The organism is Chthonobacter albigriseus, assembly GCF_013839445.1.
Lineage (GTDB): Bacteria > Pseudomonadota > Alphaproteobacteria > Rhizobiales > Pleomorphomonadaceae > Chthonobacter > Chthonobacter albigriseus.
The window spans coordinates 156,581-173,225 of the sequence record NZ_JACDIT010000003.1 but is presented as its reverse complement, the minus strand read 5'-3'; the positions used below and the strand labels follow the sequence as shown (position 1 = coordinate 173,225).

15 protein-coding genes and 1 riboswitch are annotated in these 16,645 nt (G+C 66.9%); of the genes, 11 read left to right on the top strand and 4 right to left on the bottom strand.

All coding sequences use genetic code 11. From position 1 onward, the window contains the following. Positions 1–4: 4 nt before the first annotated feature. The 3 genes from HZ321_RS11050 to HZ321_RS11040 form a co-directional block, all read right to left on the bottom strand. Positions 5–1,015 carry an ABC transporter permease subunit gene (locus tag HZ321_RS11050; RefSeq protein ID WP_181702381.1) on the bottom strand — a complete coding sequence of 337 codons (1,011 nt, stop codon included), beginning with the start codon at positions 1,013–1,015 and terminating at the stop codon, positions 5–7. A 3-nt stretch (positions 1,016–1,018) separates the two neighbouring features. Then, a complete protein-coding gene (locus HZ321_RS11045; protein ID WP_181702380.1) occupies positions 1,019–1,504 on the bottom strand; it encodes a GNAT family N-acetyltransferase in 486 nt (161 codons plus the stop codon). Between the two features lie 115 nt (positions 1,505–1,619). Beyond that, a complete protein-coding gene (locus HZ321_RS11040; RefSeq protein WP_181702379.1) occupies positions 1,620–3,212 on the bottom strand; it encodes an ABC transporter substrate-binding protein in 1,593 nt (530 codons plus the stop codon). Between the two features lie 272 nt (positions 3,213–3,484). Here HZ321_RS11040 and HZ321_RS11035 point away from each other — a divergent pair, with 272 nt between their 5' ends. The 10 genes from HZ321_RS11035 (at position 3,485) to HZ321_RS10990 (ending at position 15,326) form a co-directional block, all read left to right on the top strand. After that, complete coding sequence (locus HZ321_RS11035; protein ID WP_181702378.1) at positions 3,485–4,099, top strand: DedA family protein; 615 nt, start codon at positions 3,485–3,487, stop codon at positions 4,097–4,099. A gap of 70 nt (positions 4,100–4,169) precedes the next feature. Beyond that, the gene (locus HZ321_RS11030; protein WP_181702377.1) at positions 4,170–5,711 is read left to right on the top strand and encodes a CYTH and CHAD domain-containing protein; all 1,542 of its coding nucleotides are present in this window, start codon (positions 4,170–4,172) and stop codon (positions 5,709–5,711) included. 94 nt (positions 5,712–5,805) lie between these two features. Next, entirely contained in the window at positions 5,806–6,684 is an 879-nt protein-coding gene (locus tag HZ321_RS11025; RefSeq protein WP_181702376.1) for a dienelactone hydrolase family protein, read from the top strand. A gap of 279 nt (positions 6,685–6,963) precedes the next feature. Next, positions 6,964–8,667 (top strand): NAD(P)H-dependent oxidoreductase subunit E, encoded by a 1,704-nt coding sequence (locus HZ321_RS11020; protein ID WP_181702375.1) that lies wholly within the window; start codon positions 6,964–6,966, stop codon positions 8,665–8,667. Further along, complete coding sequence (gene fdhF / locus HZ321_RS11015; protein WP_181702373.1) at positions 8,664–11,438, top strand: formate dehydrogenase subunit alpha; 2,775 nt, start codon at positions 8,664–8,666, stop codon at positions 11,436–11,438. Before HZ321_RS11020 ends, fdhF begins: the two co-directional genes overlap by 4 nt. 166 nt (positions 11,439–11,604) lie before the next feature. After that, positions 11,605–12,531: a DMT family transporter gene (locus tag HZ321_RS21925; protein ID WP_342343835.1), complete on the top strand. Its 927-nt coding sequence runs from the start codon at positions 11,605–11,607 to the stop codon at positions 12,529–12,531. A 44-nt stretch (positions 12,532–12,575) separates the two neighbouring features. Continuing rightward, a riboswitch (TPP riboswitch) is annotated at positions 12,576–12,668 on the top strand. Between the two features lie 51 nt (positions 12,669–12,719). Continuing rightward, positions 12,720–13,748, top strand: coding sequence for a glycine oxidase ThiO (thiO, locus tag HZ321_RS11005; protein ID WP_181702371.1), 1,029 nt, complete (start codon positions 12,720–12,722; stop codon positions 13,746–13,748). Continuing rightward, positions 13,726–13,923, top strand: a complete 198-nt coding sequence (gene thiS, locus HZ321_RS11000) for a sulfur carrier protein ThiS (protein WP_181702369.1) — start codon at positions 13,726–13,728, stop codon at positions 13,921–13,923. The genes thiO and thiS overlap by 23 nt, the downstream gene beginning before the upstream one ends. Before the next feature lies 1 nt (position 13,924). Then, the gene (locus HZ321_RS10995; RefSeq protein ID WP_181702367.1) at positions 13,925–14,713 is read left to right on the top strand and encodes a thiazole synthase; all 789 of its coding nucleotides are present in this window, start codon (positions 13,925–13,927) and stop codon (positions 14,711–14,713) included. 1 nt (position 14,714) lies between these two features. Then, on the top strand, positions 14,715–15,326 hold the full coding sequence (locus tag HZ321_RS10990) for a thiamine phosphate synthase (protein WP_181702365.1): 612 nt from the start codon (positions 14,715–14,717) through the stop codon (positions 15,324–15,326). Here HZ321_RS10990 and HZ321_RS10985 read toward each other — a convergent pair. Beyond that, on the bottom strand, positions 15,313–15,549 hold the full coding sequence (locus HZ321_RS10985) for an Lrp/AsnC ligand binding domain-containing protein (RefSeq protein ID WP_181702363.1): 237 nt from the start codon (positions 15,547–15,549) through the stop codon (positions 15,313–15,315). The genes HZ321_RS10990 and HZ321_RS10985 overlap by 14 nt on opposite strands. A 76-nt stretch (positions 15,550–15,625) precedes the next feature. Here HZ321_RS10985 and thiD point away from each other — a divergent pair, with 76 nt between their 5' ends. Continuing rightward, positions 15,626–16,438 carry a bifunctional hydroxymethylpyrimidine kinase/phosphomethylpyrimidine kinase gene (gene thiD, locus HZ321_RS10980; protein WP_181702361.1) on the top strand — a complete coding sequence of 271 codons (813 nt, stop codon included), beginning with the start codon at positions 15,626–15,628 and terminating at the stop codon, positions 16,436–16,438. Positions 16,439–16,645 lie beyond the last annotated feature (207 nt).

Below are 16,645 nucleotides of genomic sequence, written 5' to 3'. Positions count from 1 at the left end.
CGGATCACCTGGTGTACCGGATCTTTGGGTTGATGAGGCCGTAGAGCATGTCGACGATGAGGTTCACGATCATCACCATGACGGCGATCAGCACGAGGCCGCCCTGGACGGACGGATAGTCGCGGCGGAAGATGGAATCGACCATCCACTTGCCGATGCCCGGCCAGGAGAAGATCGTCTCGGTGAGAATGGCGCCGGCGATCAGCGTACCGACCTGCAGGCCGATGGTGGTCACCACTGGGATCAGCGCGTTGCGGAGGGCATGAACCCCGACAACGCGGAAGGGCGAGAGGCCCTTGGCGCGGGCGGTGCGGATATAGTCCTCCGACAGGACCTCCAGCATGGCGGACCGCGTCTGGCGGGCGATCACGGCGAGCGGGATGGTGCCGAGCACGATCGTCGGCAGGATCAGGTGGGACGCGGCGGAGGCGAAGGCACCCTTCTGGCCGGAGATCAGGCTGTCGATCAGCATGAAGCCGGTGACCGACGGGAAGAAGTAGAGCAGCGAGATGCGGCCGGAGACCGGCGTCCACTGCAGGATGCCGGAGAAGACGATGATGAGCAGCAGCGCCCACCAGAAGATCGGCATGGAGTAGCCGACGAGGGCGGTCGCCATCAGGCCGTGGTCGAAGCCGGAGCCGCGCTTGACTGCCGCAATCACGCCGGCGGGGATGCCGAGCACCACCGCGAACAGGATGGCGCAGATCGAAAGTTCCACGGTAGCGGGGAAGAGAGCAAAGAACTCGTCCATCACCGGTTTCTTGGTGACGATCGAGGTGCCGAAGTCGCCCTGGACGAGAGCGCCGAGGTAGCCGAGATACTGCTCCCAGATCGGACGGTCGAAGCCGAAGCGGGTCAGCAATTCGGCATAACGCTCGGGCGACAGGCCGCGTTCGCCCGCCATCAGCAGGATGGGATCGCCCGGAAGAAGGCGGATGAAGAAGAAGGCGACGAGGCTCACCCCGATGAAGGTGGGGATGACGAGGCCGACGCGCCTGAGAAGAAAACCGAACATGGGTCAGGATCCCAGTCGTTTGGCGAAGAGGTGGGTCGGACGGGTCTCGACGCGGCCGTCCGGCGTCCAGAGCGGACAGTTCCAGAGACCCGTGTCGGTCCACCCGTTCTTCACGTAGAAAGCGTGGGCGCGGCGGTTGCCGTGCGCGCACTGGATTTGGGCGTCCACGACGCCGCGCGCCCGCAATTCGCCTTCAAGCACGGAAAGCAAAAGCTTTGCAACCCCCGTGCCGCGGTATGCACTCGCCACGTAGAACTGGTCGACTTCGTTCTCGTGAAGGGCGCCGAAAGCGATCGGGATGCCGTCGAGCACTGCGATGAAACTATCTTGCGCCAATTCTTCGAGCCGCGATGCGAAGGTTTCGACCGTGCGCTCCTGGACGACATTTTGCGGAAGCAGCGAGGCGTGAGCATCGTGCCAGGACGAATGCCAAAGCGCGGCGATAGCGAGGTGATCGGACGGAGTCAGACGACGGACGACGGGTTTCATCGGTGCTCGTGAGTCACAGCATTCGGGAAGTGGGGTCTTCCTCGACGCTGGTGCCCATAAACAAACGGCGCCGGAAGCTTTCGACCTCCGGCGCCGTTCGATCTATGCCGCTCCCTTACTCGGTGATGTCCACGCCGTCAAAGCGGTGGGAGCCGAGCGGGTCGACCTTGTAGTTCACGACGTTCTTGGCGAGCGGCATGAAGGTGGTGGAGTGGGCGATGGTGGCCCACGGCGCCTGCTCCTTGAAGATCACCTGCGCCTGCTCGTAGAGCGCCGCGCGCTCGCCCTGGTCGGCGATGGTGCGGGCCTTCTTGATCAGCTCGTCGAAGGCTGGGTCGCACCAGTTGGCGCGGTTGGAGCCGCCGACGCCGCCGCAGCCGAGCAGCACGCCGAGGAAGTTGTCCGGGTCGCCGTTGTCGCCGGTCCAGCCCTGCAGCAGCGCGCCATCGCGGTTCTTGTCCTGGCCGCGCTTCAGGTACTCGCCCCATTCGAAGGAGACGATCTCCACCTTCACGCCGACGGCGGCGAAGTCCGACTGGATCAGTTCGGCCATGCGGCGGGCGTTCGGGTTGTAGGGACGCGACACCGGCATCGCCCAGACCTTCATCGACAGGTCCTTCACGCCGGCTTCCTCGAGCAGCTTCTTCGCCGCTTCCGGATCGTAGGGGTCGTCCTGGGTCTTGTCGTTGTAGGACCACATGGTCGGCGGGATCGGGTTCGTCGCCAACTGGCCGGAGGTCTGGTAGACCGCGTCCAGGATCGCCTGCTTGTTGATCGCCATGTTGAGGGCCTTGCGGACGCGCACGTCGTCGAAGGGCTTCATCATGGTGTTATAGGCGAGGTAGCCGATGTTCAGGCCGGCCTGGTCCAGCATCTGGATCGCCGGGTCGGACTTGAGCGCCTCGATATCAGCCGGGTTGGGGTAGGGCGCCGCGTGGCACTCGCCCGCCTTCAGCTTCTGGATGCGCACGGCGGGGTCGGTGGTGATCGCGAAGATCAGGTCGTCGATCGCCTGCTTGCCTTCCCAGTACTCGGGGTTGGCCTTGTAGCGGATGACCGCGTCCTTCTGGTAGGCGACGAACTGGAACGGCCCGGTGCCGACGGGCGCCTGGTTGAGGTCGGCCTGCTTGCCGTCGGCGGCGAGCTTGTCGGCGTATTCCTTGGACATGATGGAGGCGAAGTCCATCGCAAGGTTGGCCAGCATCGGCGAGTTCGGCTCGTTGAGGACCAGCTTCACCGTGTAGTCGTCAACCTTGACCATCTCTTTGATCAGCGCCGGCATCTCCATGCCGACCCAGTATTCCCAGTTCCCGCCGGCATAGCCGTACCAGGGATCGTCCTTGTTGTTCTGCCGGTTGAACGAGAAGATCACGTCGTCGGCGTTGAAGTCGCGGGTCGGGGTGAAGAAATCGGTGGTGTGGAACTTCACGCCCTTGCGCAGATGGAAGGTGTATTCCTTGCCGTCCGCGGAAACGTCCCACTTCTCGGCGAGCCCGGGAACGACGTTGGTGGTGCCGCGCTCGAACTCGGTCAGACGGTTGTAGATCGGCTTGGAGGACGCGTCGAAGGTGGTGCCGGCGGCGTAGGGAGCCGGATCGAAGCCTTCGGGGCTGCCTTCGGAGCAGTAGACCAGCGTCTTGGCCTCTGCGGCGGTGGCAAAGCTCGCCGCCAGAATCGTTGCCGCCAGAAGGCGGGTCGCCATTTTCATGATTGCGCACTCCCCTGTGCCGGTTTACCGGCAGAACGCTTGCAGATGCGAGCGGTTGTCAGCGTTCCTTCGTCTTCTCTGGACAACCGCGCGAACCCGTATCGGAACGGACAAATCACCACATTGCAAGACCGTTTCAGCAAGAATTTCACACCTGCGGAATAAGTTCGGGTGCGGCGGCGTCCATCTTGAAATCGGGCTTCGGGCCGCCAAATGGCGGAAGCCGGCTTGATCCGCGGCGGCTGACGGCGCGACCCAACAAAGGATACGGGATGTTCGACTGGATCGTGGAGTGGGTGGAGAAGGGCGGCTACGCCGGCGTTGCGCTCCTGATGTTTCTGGAGAACGTCTTTCCGCCGATCCCGTCGGAGCTGATCATGCCGCTTGCGGGCTTTTCCGCGCACCAGGGCGGCATGAATATCTGGGCCGTGGTGTTCGCCGGCACGGTCGGTTCGCTTGCCGGTGCGCTGTTCTGGTACTGGATCGGGCTGTGGCTCGGCCGTGGCCGGGTGGAGGTGCTGATCGCCAGGTTCGGCCGCGTCATCACCATGAACCTCGACGATCTCGATGCGGCGCGCGGCTGGTTCCGCTGGCATGCCGCCAAGGCGGTGTTCTTTGGGCGCCTGGTGCCGACCGTGCGCACGCTGATCTCGGTTCCGGCCGGCGTAGCGCCGATGCCGCTCGCCCCTTTCATGATGTGGTCGAGCCTCGGTACGGGGCTGTGGACGGCTTTGCTCGCCGTCGCCGGCTATCTTCTCGGCAGCCAGTACGAACTTGTGGAGGCGTGGCTCGACCCGGCCTCCAAGGTCGTCGTCGGCATCATCGTCGTCGCCTACGTTTGGCGCTTCGTCACCTACAAGCCAGGACGCAAGCCGGTCGCCGAGTGATACGGCACCGGCTTGTTTATGACGGTCGAACCAGTCTCAATCCCTTCGCAGGCAGAAGGGAAGTCGAGAAATGGCGTCCGGTACCGAGTCCGAGTTGAAGTTTGAGCTCTCGCGTGACGAGTTCGATGCGTTGAAGGACAGTTCGAGGCTTACGGACATCGCCGTCGGCCCAGCCAGAGTCGACCGCCTCACCACGCTCTACTTCGACACACCGGACGAACGGCTCCGCAGAAGCGGCGCTTCCCTGAGGGTCCGCCGCTCGGAGGCCGGCTTCGAGCAGACGGTCAAGATCGGCGGCGACAGCGGGTCCATGCTCGCCCGGCGTACGGAATGCAACGTCGCCGTCCCTGGCCCTGAGCCCGACCTCGACGCCATTCCGGACGATGACATCCGCGCCGCCGTCGTCGAGGCGCTCGCCGGGGAAGCAGTGGTCGAGGCGTTCACGATCGCCGTGGAACGGACGTCGCGGACCGTCACAACGACGGCCGGAGACACCGTCGACTTCGTGCTCGACGATGGTTCCGTGACGACCGGCGACCGACGCGAGGACCTGCTGGAAGCGGAGTTCGAGCTGATCGACGGTGACGTCCAGGCACTGTTCCAAGTGGCGGCGACGGTGCTGCAAGGCAAACCCGTCCGTTTTTCACGGACGGTCAAGTCGGAACGCGGATACGCGCTTCTGGCGGGCGAGGGTGTCGGCGCCCGCAAGCCGTTGAAGGCGGTCGCGGCGCCGATCGACGAAGGGATGACGGTGGAGGAGGGACTGCGATCCATCCTCCGGTCCTGTGTGGCACAGATTGCGGGAAATCTGCCCGTCGTGCTCGAGAGCGACGATCCGGAAGGGCCGCACCAGCTCCGCGTCGGTCTGCGGCGGTTGCGGACGGCGCTGACGGTGTTCAAGTCCGTGGTCGATCCGGCCGCGGCGGCCCGGCTTGTGGAAGATGTGCGGTGGCTCGGACAGGAAGTCGGCACGCTGCGCGATCTCGACGTGCTGGCCGAGGAGATCATCGCGCCCTGCGCCGGCTACACCGACATGTCCGCGCTGGAGACCATCATCGCGCGGCGGCGCGGGACGGTGCGGGGTCAGGTCCGCTCGGTGCTGTCGGGCGCCCGGACCGGCAGCTTCCTGCTCGGCCTCGCGGCCTATGCGGAAACGCGCGGCTGGCTGTCGGACGTGGATGTGGAGCAGTCGGCCAAGCTCTCCGCTCCGCTCGAGGAATTTGCCACCGCCGTGCTGCAGCGGCAGTGGAACAAGGTGGTGAAAACCGGCCGGCGTGTCGACGAGCTCGACCCTGAGGAGCGGCACGACCTGCGGAAGCGATTCAAGAAACTGCGGTATTCCATTGAGTTCTTTGAACCGCTGCTGTCCCGGCGCGAGGTCCGGCGGATCCACCGTGACACCAAGCGAGCCCAGGAGATCCTCGGCTATCTCAACGACGTCCGGCTCGCCCATGGGCTCGACGACCTCGTGCGCGACGGCGGGGGCAAGGGGCGGGTCTCCGTCGCGGCGGCGCGCGCGATCGGCTTCTGCCAAGGGTGGCACGAGGCGCATGCCAAGTACGTCTGGGAGGATGCCCGGCAGGCCGTGGCCCTGGAGCCGATGCGGTTCTGATGGGCCTCGCGTCGATCAATCCGTCGTGAAGCCCTTCCGATCGGGGCCGCGTGCGCCATCCTCGTTGGCGCGGCAACCGAACCGGGAGGAACCCATGACCGAGCGCATCCCCATCACGCAGGAGATGATCAGGCTCTACGACGAGTACACCCACCTCACCTACGACCGGCGCGGTTTCCTCGACAAGCTGGCCCGGGTGGCGGGGTCCAGCGCGGCCGCAGCCGCAATCGTTCCGCTGCTGGAGGCGAACCAGGCGCGGGCGGCGATGACGGAGGAGGGCGACCAGCGGCTCTCCGTCTCGACCGTCACCTATCCGGGCGCGGCCGGCGAGATGAGCGGCTACCTCGCCAAGCCGGCGAGCGCGACGGGCAAGCTTCCGGCGGTGATCGTCATCCATGAGAACCGGGGCCTCAACCCGCACATCCAGGACGTGACGCGCCGGATGGCGCTCGAGGGGTTCGTCGCGCTCGCGCCGGATTTCCTGTCGCCTGCCGGCGGCACTCCGTCCGACGAGGACAAGGCGCGCGAAATGATCGGCGCGCTCGATGCGATGCAGACCCTGCAGAACGCGGTCGCCACCGTCGACTTCCTGAAAGGCCATGCCGATTCGACCGGGAAGGTCGGCGCGATCGGCTTCTGCTGGGGCGGCGGCATGGTCAACCAGCTCGCGACCGCCTCGCCGGACCTCGGCGCGGGCGTCGCCTACTACGGGCGCACGCCGGACCCGGCAGCCGTTCCCAACATCAAGGCCAGGATGCTGCTTCACTACGCGGGCCTGGACGAGCGCATCAACGCGGGCATCGCCGACTACGAGGCGGCCCTCAAGGCGGCGGGCGTCGACCACACCGTCCACGTCTACGAGGGCGTGAATCACGCCTTCAACAACGATACGTCCGCGGCCCGCTACGACAAGGCCGCCGCGGATCTCGCGTGGGGCCGGACGGTGGAATTTCTCCGCCAGTCGCTCGGTTGAGAAAACCGCGACGCGTTCCATGCAGCGCACAATCCGGGGAGGTTTTCCGCCCCGGATCTTCCAGCCGCGCCAGCGGAGTCTTCCAGACTTTCAGGCCGGAACGTCCACCTTTTCTTAGCCAAGTTGCGGCCTGTCCAAGTTCTTCGCTATTGCAGCATAGGCTATATCGATGAGTGGCGTGATTTTTCTCGCGGTGCGGCGGATCGCGACCTTGTAAATGGTGAGCGGTCCGGTGTTATTCTGTCGGCCAAACGAATAGCACCCGTCGGGGGAAACTCCTTGACCGTCAAATTTGCTGAGAAGTCGCGTCCGGTCCGACGCGACGCTGCCGCCCCCAAAGGCCGGCAGGTCGATGACGTTTCGATCGCTGAAGTGAATGCGCTGCTCGGTGGCGCGTCGCTGGCGCGTGATCTCCTGATCGAGCACCTGCACAAGCTGCAGGATCACTACGGCTGCCTGCATGCCAGGCATCTGCGGGCGCTGGCCGAGGTCATGCGTCTGGCGCAGGCCGAGGTGTTCGAGGTGGCGAGCTTCTACCACCACTTCGACATCGTGAAAGAAGGGCAGGCGGCCCCGGCGCCGGTCACCATCCGCGTCTGCGATTCGCTCTCCTGCATGCTGGCGGGCGCCGAAAGCCTGATCACGGCGTTGCAGGCCGGGGCGGATCCGAACCAGGTGCGCATCGTCCGCGCGGCCTGCATCGGGCGCTGCGCGGAAGCGCCGGCGGCGATCGTCGGGCGCAACGCGGTCGGTCCCGTCACTGCGGAAGAGCTCCTGCAACTGGCGGCCACGCAGGCGGTCAAGCCGGTCATACCCGACTACACCGGTTTGGAGGCCTATCGGGCGGCCGGCGGCTACACGCTTCTGGAAAGCTGCCTGAAGGGCGAGCGCACGGCCGAGGAGATCATCGCGCTGCTCTCCGATTCCGGGCTTCGCGGGCTCGGCGGCGCTGGCTTCCCGACCGGGCGCAAGTGGTCGATCGTGAAGGGTTTCGCCGGTCCGCGGCTGATGACCATCAACGGTGACGAGGGCGAACCCGGCACCTTCAAGGACCGCTACCATCTGGAACGCGATCCGCACCGCATGATCGAGGGCGCGCTGATCGCAGCCTGGGCCGTCGGCTGCGAGCGCATCTACATGTACATGCGCGACGAGTATCCGACGGTGCTGGAGATCCTTGCCCGCGAGTTCGCCGCCGTGACCGCCGCCGGATTGGCCGATCACGCGCCGCTGGTGCTCCGCCGCGGGGCGGGGGCCTACATCTGCGGCGAAGAAAGCGCGATGATCGAGTCGATCGAGGGCAAGCGCGGCCTGCCGCGCCACCGCCCGCCCTACATCGCCGAGGTGGGCCTGTTCGACCGGCCGACGCTCAACCACAACGTGGAAACGCTGTTCTGGGTGCGCGACATCGTGGAGAAGGGTGTCTCCTGGTTCGCCGACCAGGGCGCGCGGGGCTCCAAGGGGTTCCGTTCGTGGTCGGTCAGCGGCCGGGTGAAGGATCCGGGCGTCAAGCTGGCGCCGGCCGGCGTCAGCGTGCGGGAGCTGATCGAGCAGTACTGCGGCGGCATGCTCGACGGTCACACCTTCAAGGCCTATCTGCCAGGCGGTGCGTCCGGCGGCATCCTGCCGGCGGCGCTCGGCGACATCCCGCTCGACTTCGGCGGCCAGCTCGCGTCCCACGGGGCGTTCGTCGGCAGCCACGCGGTGGTGATTCTGTCCGACCAGGACTCCATCAAGGACGTCGCGATCAACCTCATCAGCTTCTTCCAGCACGAGAGCTGCGGCCAGTGCACGCCGTGCCGGGCCGGCACCGAGAAGCTTACCCAACTGCTGAAGCTTCCCCATATCAACGAGGGGGCCATGAACGACGTGATGCAGGTGATGCGGGACGCATCGATCTGCGGCCTGGGGCAGGCGGCACCGAACCCGGTCAACCACCTGCTGACGTTCTTCCACGAGGATCTGACGAAGGTTTCGCCATGAGCGACACGATCAAATTCCTGCTGGACGGCCACGAAGTGGAGGCGGCGCCGGGCGAGACCATCTGGCAGGTCGCCCAACGCTGCGGCACCGAGATCCCGCACCTCTGCTATGCGCCCGCGCCCGGCTACCGGCCCGACGGCAATTGCCGGGCCTGCATGGTCGACGTGAAGGGCGAGCGGGTGCTCACCGCCTCGTGCATCCGCACACCGACGGCGGGCATGGACGTCTCCACCACCTCCAACCGGGCCGTGAAGGCGCGGGAAATGGTGTTCGAGCTGCTCGCCACCGACCAGCCGCCCAAGGACGAGGCGCCGGACCCGATGTCCAGCTTCTGGTCGTGGGCCGACGCGATGGAGATCGAGGTCGGTCGCCTGCCGCGGCGCGAGCATGCGCCGCACGACGTCTCGCATCCTGCGATGGCGGTGAACCTCGACGCCTGCATCGCCTGCGGGCTCTGCGTGCGCGCCTGCCGCGAGGTCCAGGTCAACGACGTGATCGGCATGGGATATCGCGGCATGCACGCGATGCCGGTGTTCGACTTCGACGACCCGATGGGCAACTCGTCCTGCGTCGCCTGCGGCGAATGCGTGCAGGCCTGTCCGACGGGGGCTCTGTTCGAGAAGAGCCTGATGGACGAGCAGGCCAAGAAGCGCACGGTGGTGCCCGACACCTTCGTCGACACCGTCTGCCCCTATTGCGGCGTCGGTTGCCAGACCTCCGTCGGCGTCAAGGACGGCAAGATCGTCCAGGTCGACGGTCGCGACGGCCCGGCCAATGAGAACCGGCTCTGCGTCAAGGGCCGCTTCGGCTTCGACTACATCGCCCACCCGCACCGCCTGACCAAGCCGCTGGTGCGCAAGGAGGGCGTCGCCAAGGACGCCCACATCCACATGGACCCGGGCAACCCGTGGGAGGTCTTCCGCGAGGCGACGTGGGAGGAGGCGCTCGACCGCGCCGCTGGCGGGCTCGTCACCATCCGCGATCGGGACGGGGGCGGTGCACTGGCCGGCTTTGGGTCGGCCAAGGGCTCAAACGAAGAGGCCTACCTGTTCCAGAAGCTGGTGCGGCAGGGCTTCGGCACCAACAACGTGGACCACTGCACCCGGCTCTGCCACGCTTCGTCCGTCGCGGCGCTGATCGAGGGCATCGGCTCGGGCGCGGTGACGGCGCCGTTCATGGCGGCCGAAACCTCGGACTGCATCGTGGTGATCGGCGCGCGTCCGGAGCAGAACCACCCTGTGGCGGCCACTTACCTGAAGCAGGCGGCCAAGCGCGGCGCCAAGCTGATCATCATGGACCCGCGCGGGCAGGGCCTGATGCGGCACGCGACCTACGGCCTCGTCTTCAAGCCGGGACGCGACGTGGCGCTCCTCAACGCGATGATCCACACGATCATTGCGGAGGGGCTCACCGACGAGCAGTACATCCAGGCCAACGTGGACGGCTTCGAGGCGCTGAAGGCCAAGGTCAAGGACTTCTCGCCCGAGTCCATGGAGCCGGTCTGCGGCATCCCGGCGGAAACGATCAAGGAAGTGGCGCGCACCTACGCCACCTCGGAACGGTCGATCATCTTCTGGGGCATGGGCGTGTCGCAGCACGTGCACGGCACGGACAACACGCGGTGCCTGATCGCATTGGCGCTGATCACCGGCCATGTCGGGCGTGAGGGCACCGGGCTGCATCCGCTGCGCGGCCAGAACAACGTGCAGGGTGCATCGGACGCGGGCCTGATCCCGATGATGTACCCGGACTACAAGCTGGTGACGGACGTGGACGTCCGGCTCGGCTTCGAGGATCTGTGGGGCCGCCCGCTCGACCAGAACCGTGGCCTGACGGTGGTGGAGATCATGGACGCGATCCATGACGGCGCCATCAAAGGCATGTTCGTGCAGGGCGAGAACCCGGCGATGTCCGATCCCGACCAGCACCATGCGCGGGCGGCGCTCGCCATGCTGGAGCATCTCGTCGTGCAGGACATCTTCCTCACCGAGACGGCCTGGCACGCCGACGTGGTGTTGCCGGCCTCTGCCCATGCGGAAAAGCTCGGCACCTACACCAACACCAACCGTCAGGTGCAGATCGGCCGGCCGGCGGTGCCGATGCCGGGCGATGCGCGGCAGGACCTCGACCTGATCATCGCGATCGCGAAGCGGATGGGCCTCGACTGGACCTACCAGAGCGTCGCCGACGTGTTCACCGAGATGGCGTCCGTGATGCCGTCGCTGGAGAACATCACCTGGGATCGGGTGGAGCGGGAAGGTTCGGTCACCTATCCCGTGGATGCGCCGGACAAGCCGGGCAACGAGATCATCTTCGGTGACGGCTTCCCGACCAAGGACGGCCGGGCTCGGATCGTGCCGACGGACCTCGTTCCGCCCGCCGAGCTGCCTGACGCGGAGTTCCCGCTGGTGCTCACCACGGGCCGCTTGCTGGAGCACTGGCACACAGGGGCCATGACCCGGCGCGCGGGCGTGCTCGACGGCCAGGAAGGCACCGAGATCGTCTGCATGCACCCCCGTGACATCGGCAAGATGGGCTTGACGCCCGGCGAGCGCGTGGCGGTGGAGACCCGCCGCGGCCGCATCGAACCGGTGCTCCGGGCGGACCGCGACGTGACGGAGGGGATGATCTTCATCCCGTTCTGCTTCACCGAAGCCCCGGCCAACTTCCTCACCAACCCGCAGCTCGACCCGTTCGGGAAGATCCCCGAGTTCAAGTTCTGCGCGGCAAAGGTGGAGCGGATCCCGGAGCGCCAGGTCGCGGCGGAGTAAAGCCGCAACCTGGAACATCGCGAGCCGACGGCTCCCGCCGCAGAGGTGGGGGCAGCTGTCCAGTTGCGGCGGATTTGGCCGCGCCGGAGCTTCGCTGCCTCTTTTCCCGGCTTGCCCTTGACGGGGCATCCGTGGTCTCACGGGTGTCTTTCCGGGAGCTCACCGCGTGTCGTCGAACACCGCGGGCGTCGTTCTCAAGATCCTGTCGACGCTCGTCTTTGCCCTCATGGTCACGCTCATCAAGCTGGTGTCGGATCGCATTCCGCCCGGTGAGGTGCTGTTCGCGCGCGCCTTCTTCGGCACCATCCCGGTGGTGGCCTTCCTGGCGTTCCGGGGCGAGATCCCGCGGGCGCTCGTCACACGCCAGCCGCTCGGCCATGCCAAGCGGGCGGTGGTCGGCACGATCTCGATGTTCTGCTGGTTCGCCTCGATCAGCTATCTGCCGCTCGCCGACGCGACAGCCATCAACTATTCCGGCCCGCTGTTCGGCGTCATCTTCGCCGCGCTGCTGCTGCACGAAACCGTCCGGGTCTATCGGTGGTCGGCGGTGGCGGTCGGCTTCGTCGGCGTGCTGATCGTGCTGTCCGAACAGACCTCCGGCTTCAGCGGCTCCGGCGCGACGGGCGGGCTGATCGGCAGCCTGTTCGCGCTCTCCTCCGCCGTGTTCGCCGCGCTCGCAATGGTCACCGTGCGCGAACTCACCGCGACCGAGAGCACCGGGGCGATCGTGTTCTACTTCTCCGCCTCGGCGTCGGCGATGGCGCTGCTCAGCATCCCCTTCGGGTGGGTGGTGCCGACGGGCATGGAAGCCTTCATTCTCATCCTCGCCGGGCTTTGCGGCGGCGTCGGGCAGGTGCTTATGACGGAGGCCTACCGCCATGCGGAGGCTTCCGTGATTGCCCCGTTCGACTACGCCAACATGATCTGGATCGTGATCATCGCCTACCTCGTGTTCGGCGACGTGCCGACCGGCCCGGTCGTGCTCGGCTCGCTGATCGTCATCGGCTCCGGCGTGTTCGTGATCTGGCGGGAGCGGCAACTCGGCCTGCTCAAGCGCAAGGCCGAGGCGCGCAAGGCGAACACGCCGGTCTGATCCTCGCGTCCTTGACACCCCGGCGTGCCGGCCGCATATGTCCGGGCAGTGACGAGGGGCGCCCCGCCTGGGGCTGAGACGAACCCTTAGAACCTGATCCGGGTCATGCCGGCGGAGGGACGTCACCCGGGTGAGTCTCTTCGATCGCCCGCGCCCTCCGCCGCCGTATGGCCGCCATGGGCGAAACGATGGACCTTCCGCACCGACGGCCAGTTCCGCACCGTCCCGACGTCGCCGTGCTCGGTGCCGGCGCGATGGGTCTGGTCGCGGCCGTGACGCTGTGCCGGGCCGGGCTGTCGGTTGCGGTGTACGAACGCGCTCCGGATTTCGCGCAGAGTGCAGCTTGGCGCTCCGGCGGCATGCTTGCACCGGAGTGCGAGGCCGACGGCTCGGAACCTGTGGTGGTAGAGCTCGGACGCCGGTCGATGGCGCTGTGGCCGGAACTCCTCCCGGACGTCAGCCTTCAGGGCACGTTGGTGGTCGCGCCGCCGCGCGATCCGGCGGCTCTCGCCCGCTTCGCCCGCCAGACGACGCATCACCAGGCGCTCGACGCGGCCGGCATCGCCGCGCTGGAGCCGCTGCTTGCCGACCGCTTCCGTCAGGGCCTGTTTTTCGCCAGCGAAGGCCACCTGGACCCACGGCGCGTGATGCCCGCGCTGCTCGCCGAACTTCGTGACGGCGGGGTGCCGGTCACCTTCGACTGGAGCGGCGATCCGGCCGCCCTGACCGCTTCCCGCATTGTCGACGCCCGTGGGCTCGGCGCCCGCGACCGGTTCCCGGATCTCAGGGGCGTCAAGGGCGAGATGGCGCTGGTCCGCAACCCGGAGATCACGCTCGCCCGGCCGGTGCGCCTGCTGCACCACCGCTACCCGCTCTATGTGGTGCCGCGGGCCGACGGCGTATTCATGATCGGCGCGACCACGGTGGAGAGTGACACCGCCGCGACGGTCACGCTGCGGTCGGCGGGCGAACTCCTCACCCAGGCCTACACGCTGCACCCGGCTTTCGGCGAAGCGGAGGTGCTTGAGTTCAACGCCGGGCTTCGGCCCGCCTTTCCCGACAATAATCCGAGGATCGAGGTCGACGGCCGCACGGTTGCGGTGAACGGCCTCTATCGGCACGGCTGGCTGATCGCGCCGGCCCTGGCGGCGGACGTCGCGGCCATGATCCTCGCCGACCGGACGGAGGACGCCCATGCGCATCACGATCAACGGTGAGGAGCGCCACACGGAAGCCGCGACCCTCGCCTCGCTTATCGAGGAGCAGGATTTCGAGCCGACGGTGGTTGCCACCGCGCTCAACGGCGATTTCGTGCCGCGTGCCGAGCGCGCCGCCACGCCGCTCGTCGACGGCGACAGCGTCGAGGTCTTCAGCCCACGGCAGGGAGGTTGAGATGGTCAGCTTCTACGGCCGGTCTTTCGAGAGCCGGTTCCTGCTCGGCACGGCGCGGTACCCCTCGCCGGAGAGCCTGCGCCAGTCCGTGCTGCGCTCCGGCGCGGGCATCGTCACGGTGTCACTCCGGCGCGAGTCGGTCGGCGGCGCCAAGGCCGGGCACGCGTTCTGGGACCTGGTGAAATCGCTTGATGTCGCGGTGCTGCCGAACACGGCGGGTTGCCACACCGCGCGGGAGGCGATCCGCACGGCGGAGATGGCCCGGGAGGTGTTCGGCACGCCCTGGGTCAAGCTGGAGGTGATCGGCAACGACGAGACGCTGCAGCCGGACCCGTTCGGCCTCGTCGACGCGGCGCGCACTCTGTCGGCCGACGGCTTCGAGGTGTTTCCCTACATGACCGACGACCTGGTGCTTGCCGACCGGCTGGTGGAGGCGGGCTGCCGCGTCCTGATGCCGTGGGGCGCGCCGATCGGGACGGGCAGGGGGCTCAACAACCCCTACGCACTCCGGCTGCTCCGCCGTCACTTCCCGGAGATCCCGCTCGTGGTCGACGCCGGTCTCGGTGCACCCAGCCACGCCGCGGCGGCGATGGAGATGGGCTACGACGCGATCCTGCTCAACACCGCCGTTGCAACCGCTGGCGACCCGCCGGCGATGGCCGAGGCCTTCGCGGAGGCGATCCGGGCCGGACGGCGCGCCTTCGAGGCCGGGATCATGGACGAGACCGACCTCGCCGTCGCCTCCACGCCGGTGTTCGGCACGCCGTTCACGCCCTTTGCCGGAGGCTGAGATGCTGCCCCGATTCTATCTCGTGATCGATCGCGCGCGCTGGCTGCCCCGGCTGCTGCCGGTGGGGCTGAAACTGGTTCAGCTCCGCGCCAAGGGGCTGGAGCCGGCCGATCTCGCTACCGAGATTCGGGACGCGCTCGCCGCAACGCGGTCGGCCGGGGCGACGCTGGTCGTCAACGACTTCTGGCGGGAGGCGATCGATATCGGCGCGGAGTGGGTTCACCTCGGCCAGGAGGATCTCTCCATCGCTGACGTGGCCGCGATCCGGCGTGCCGGCATTCGCATCGGCGTCTCCACGCACAGCCACGAGGAGCTCGGCACCGCGCTTTCGATCGATCCCGACTACGTGGCGCTGGGGCCGATCTATCCGACGACGCTGAAAGTGATGCCATGGGCGCCCCAGGGTCTCGCGCGGATCGGCGAATGGAAGCGGCTGATCGGCGAACGTCCGCTGGTCGCGATCGGCGGGATCACGCTGGAGCGGGCGCCCGGGGTCTATGCGGCCGGGGCCGATTCGATCGCGGTCGTCTCCGACGTGCTGTCGCACACGGATCCGGAGGGCCGGCTCGCGGACTGGCTCAATATCGCGGGCGAGGGCGTCAGAACGCCTTGAAGGTGATGATCGTCTTGGTATCCACGATGCCCGGGATCGGGTGGACCTTTTCGTTGACGAAGTGGCCGATGTCGGCCCCCGTCTCGACGTAGAACTTGGTGAGGAGGTCGTAGTCGCCGGCGGTGGAGTAGATCTCCGAGGCGATCTCGGCTTCAGCCAGCTTGGCGGCCACCTCGTAGGCGCGGCCGAGCTGGCATTTGATGAGGACAAAGAACGGCGTCATCGGTTCCTCGCGGCCCGGACATTCGGTCGGGCGCAGTCGACCAGAACAGGACGCCGGAGGCAAGGGAGAGCACGTCATGACCGCGATCGCCGTCACCATCGCAGGCTCCGATTCCGGAGGAGGGGCCGGCATCCAGGCCGACCTGAAGACCTTCTCGGCCCTCGGCGTCTACGGGGCGAGCGTGATCACCGCGCTGACGGCGCAGAACACCCGCGGCGTCACCGGCATCCACGAGACTCCGCCGGATTTCGTGCGGGCACAGATGGACGCCGTGTTCTCCGACCTCGCCGTCAACGCGGTGAAGATTGGCATGCTCGCCAATCCGGAAGTTATTCGCGCCGTCGCGGACGGCCTGGAGGCTTGGCGGCAGACCGTCGTGGTGCTCGATCCCGTGATGATCGCGGCGAGCGGCGACCCGCTGCTGCGCGAGGAGGCAGTCGCGACGCTGCGCGAGGTGCTGATCCCCCGCGCGCTGGTGCTGACGCCCAACTTGCCGGAGGCGGCGCGGCTGCTGGAGACTGGACCGGCCGACGGCAAGGACGCGATGCTCGCGCAAGCCAAGGCGCTGATGGATCTCGGCGCCCATTCGGTGCTCCTTAAGGGCGGCCATGCGGATGGGCCGGAGAGCGTCGATCTGTTCCTGTCGAATGCCGGTCCGTTGTGGCTGACCGCGCGCCGACACCCGACTCAGAACACCCACGGTACCGGCTGTACGCTGTCCTCCGCGATTGCCGCCGGACTCGCCAAGGGGTTGCACCTGGAGGAGGCGGTCGCTGAAGCCAAGCGCTACGTCACCGACGCAATCGTCGCAGCGGACGGGCTGAAGATCGGCCATGGACACGGACCCGTGCACCATTTTCATTCGCTCTGGAAAGGGCTGCACGCCTGAGACCTGTGGCGACGATGCAACAACGCTCGGTCAACTGAAGCGATCACATCGAGATGGCGTCAAGCAGTTGAGTGGCGGGTGCCGGAGCAGGGGCAGTTCAGAACATTTTCTTTTTCAACTACTTAACAAGTATCCGGGGGCGAACTGACGCCACGGCATCTCCTAACGTCATGTTAAGTAACCTTGCCCCTCCTCGTTATTTCTTCC

Bases quoted from the DNA above. Each gene is read 5' to 3' on its own strand.
- HZ321_RS11050 (WP_181702381.1), bottom strand. From the start codon at position 1,015: ATGTTCGGTTTTCTTCTCAGGCGCGTCGGCCTCGTCATCCCCACCTTC.
- HZ321_RS11045 (WP_181702380.1), bottom strand. From the start codon at position 1,504: ATGAAACCCGTCGTCCGTCGTCTGACTCCGTCCGATCACCTCGCTATC.
- HZ321_RS11040 (WP_181702379.1), bottom strand. From the start codon at position 3,212: ATGAAAATGGCGACCCGCCTTCTGGCGGCAACGATTCTGGCGGCGAGC.
- HZ321_RS11035 (WP_181702378.1), top strand. From the start codon at position 3,485: ATGTTCGACTGGATCGTGGAGTGGGTGGAGAAGGGCGGCTACGCCGGC.
- HZ321_RS11030 (WP_181702377.1), top strand. From the start codon at position 4,170: ATGGCGTCCGGTACCGAGTCCGAGTTGAAGTTTGAGCTCTCGCGTGAC.
- HZ321_RS11025 (WP_181702376.1), top strand. From the start codon at position 5,806: ATGACCGAGCGCATCCCCATCACGCAGGAGATGATCAGGCTCTACGAC.
- fdhF (WP_181702373.1), top strand. From the start codon at position 8,664: ATGAGCGACACGATCAAATTCCTGCTGGACGGCCACGAAGTGGAGGCG.
- thiO (WP_181702371.1), top strand. From the start codon at position 12,720: ATGGACCTTCCGCACCGACGGCCAGTTCCGCACCGTCCCGACGTCGCC.
- thiS (WP_181702369.1), top strand. From the start codon at position 13,726: ATGCGCATCACGATCAACGGTGAGGAGCGCCACACGGAAGCCGCGACC.
- HZ321_RS10995 (WP_181702367.1), top strand. From the start codon at position 13,925: ATGGTCAGCTTCTACGGCCGGTCTTTCGAGAGCCGGTTCCTGCTCGGC.
- HZ321_RS10990 (WP_181702365.1), top strand. From the start codon at position 14,715: ATGCTGCCCCGATTCTATCTCGTGATCGATCGCGCGCGCTGGCTGCCC.
- HZ321_RS10985 (WP_181702363.1), bottom strand. From the start codon at position 15,549: ATGACGCCGTTCTTTGTCCTCATCAAATGCCAGCTCGGCCGCGCCTAC.
- thiD (WP_181702361.1), top strand. From the start codon at position 15,626: ATGACCGCGATCGCCGTCACCATCGCAGGCTCCGATTCCGGAGGAGGG.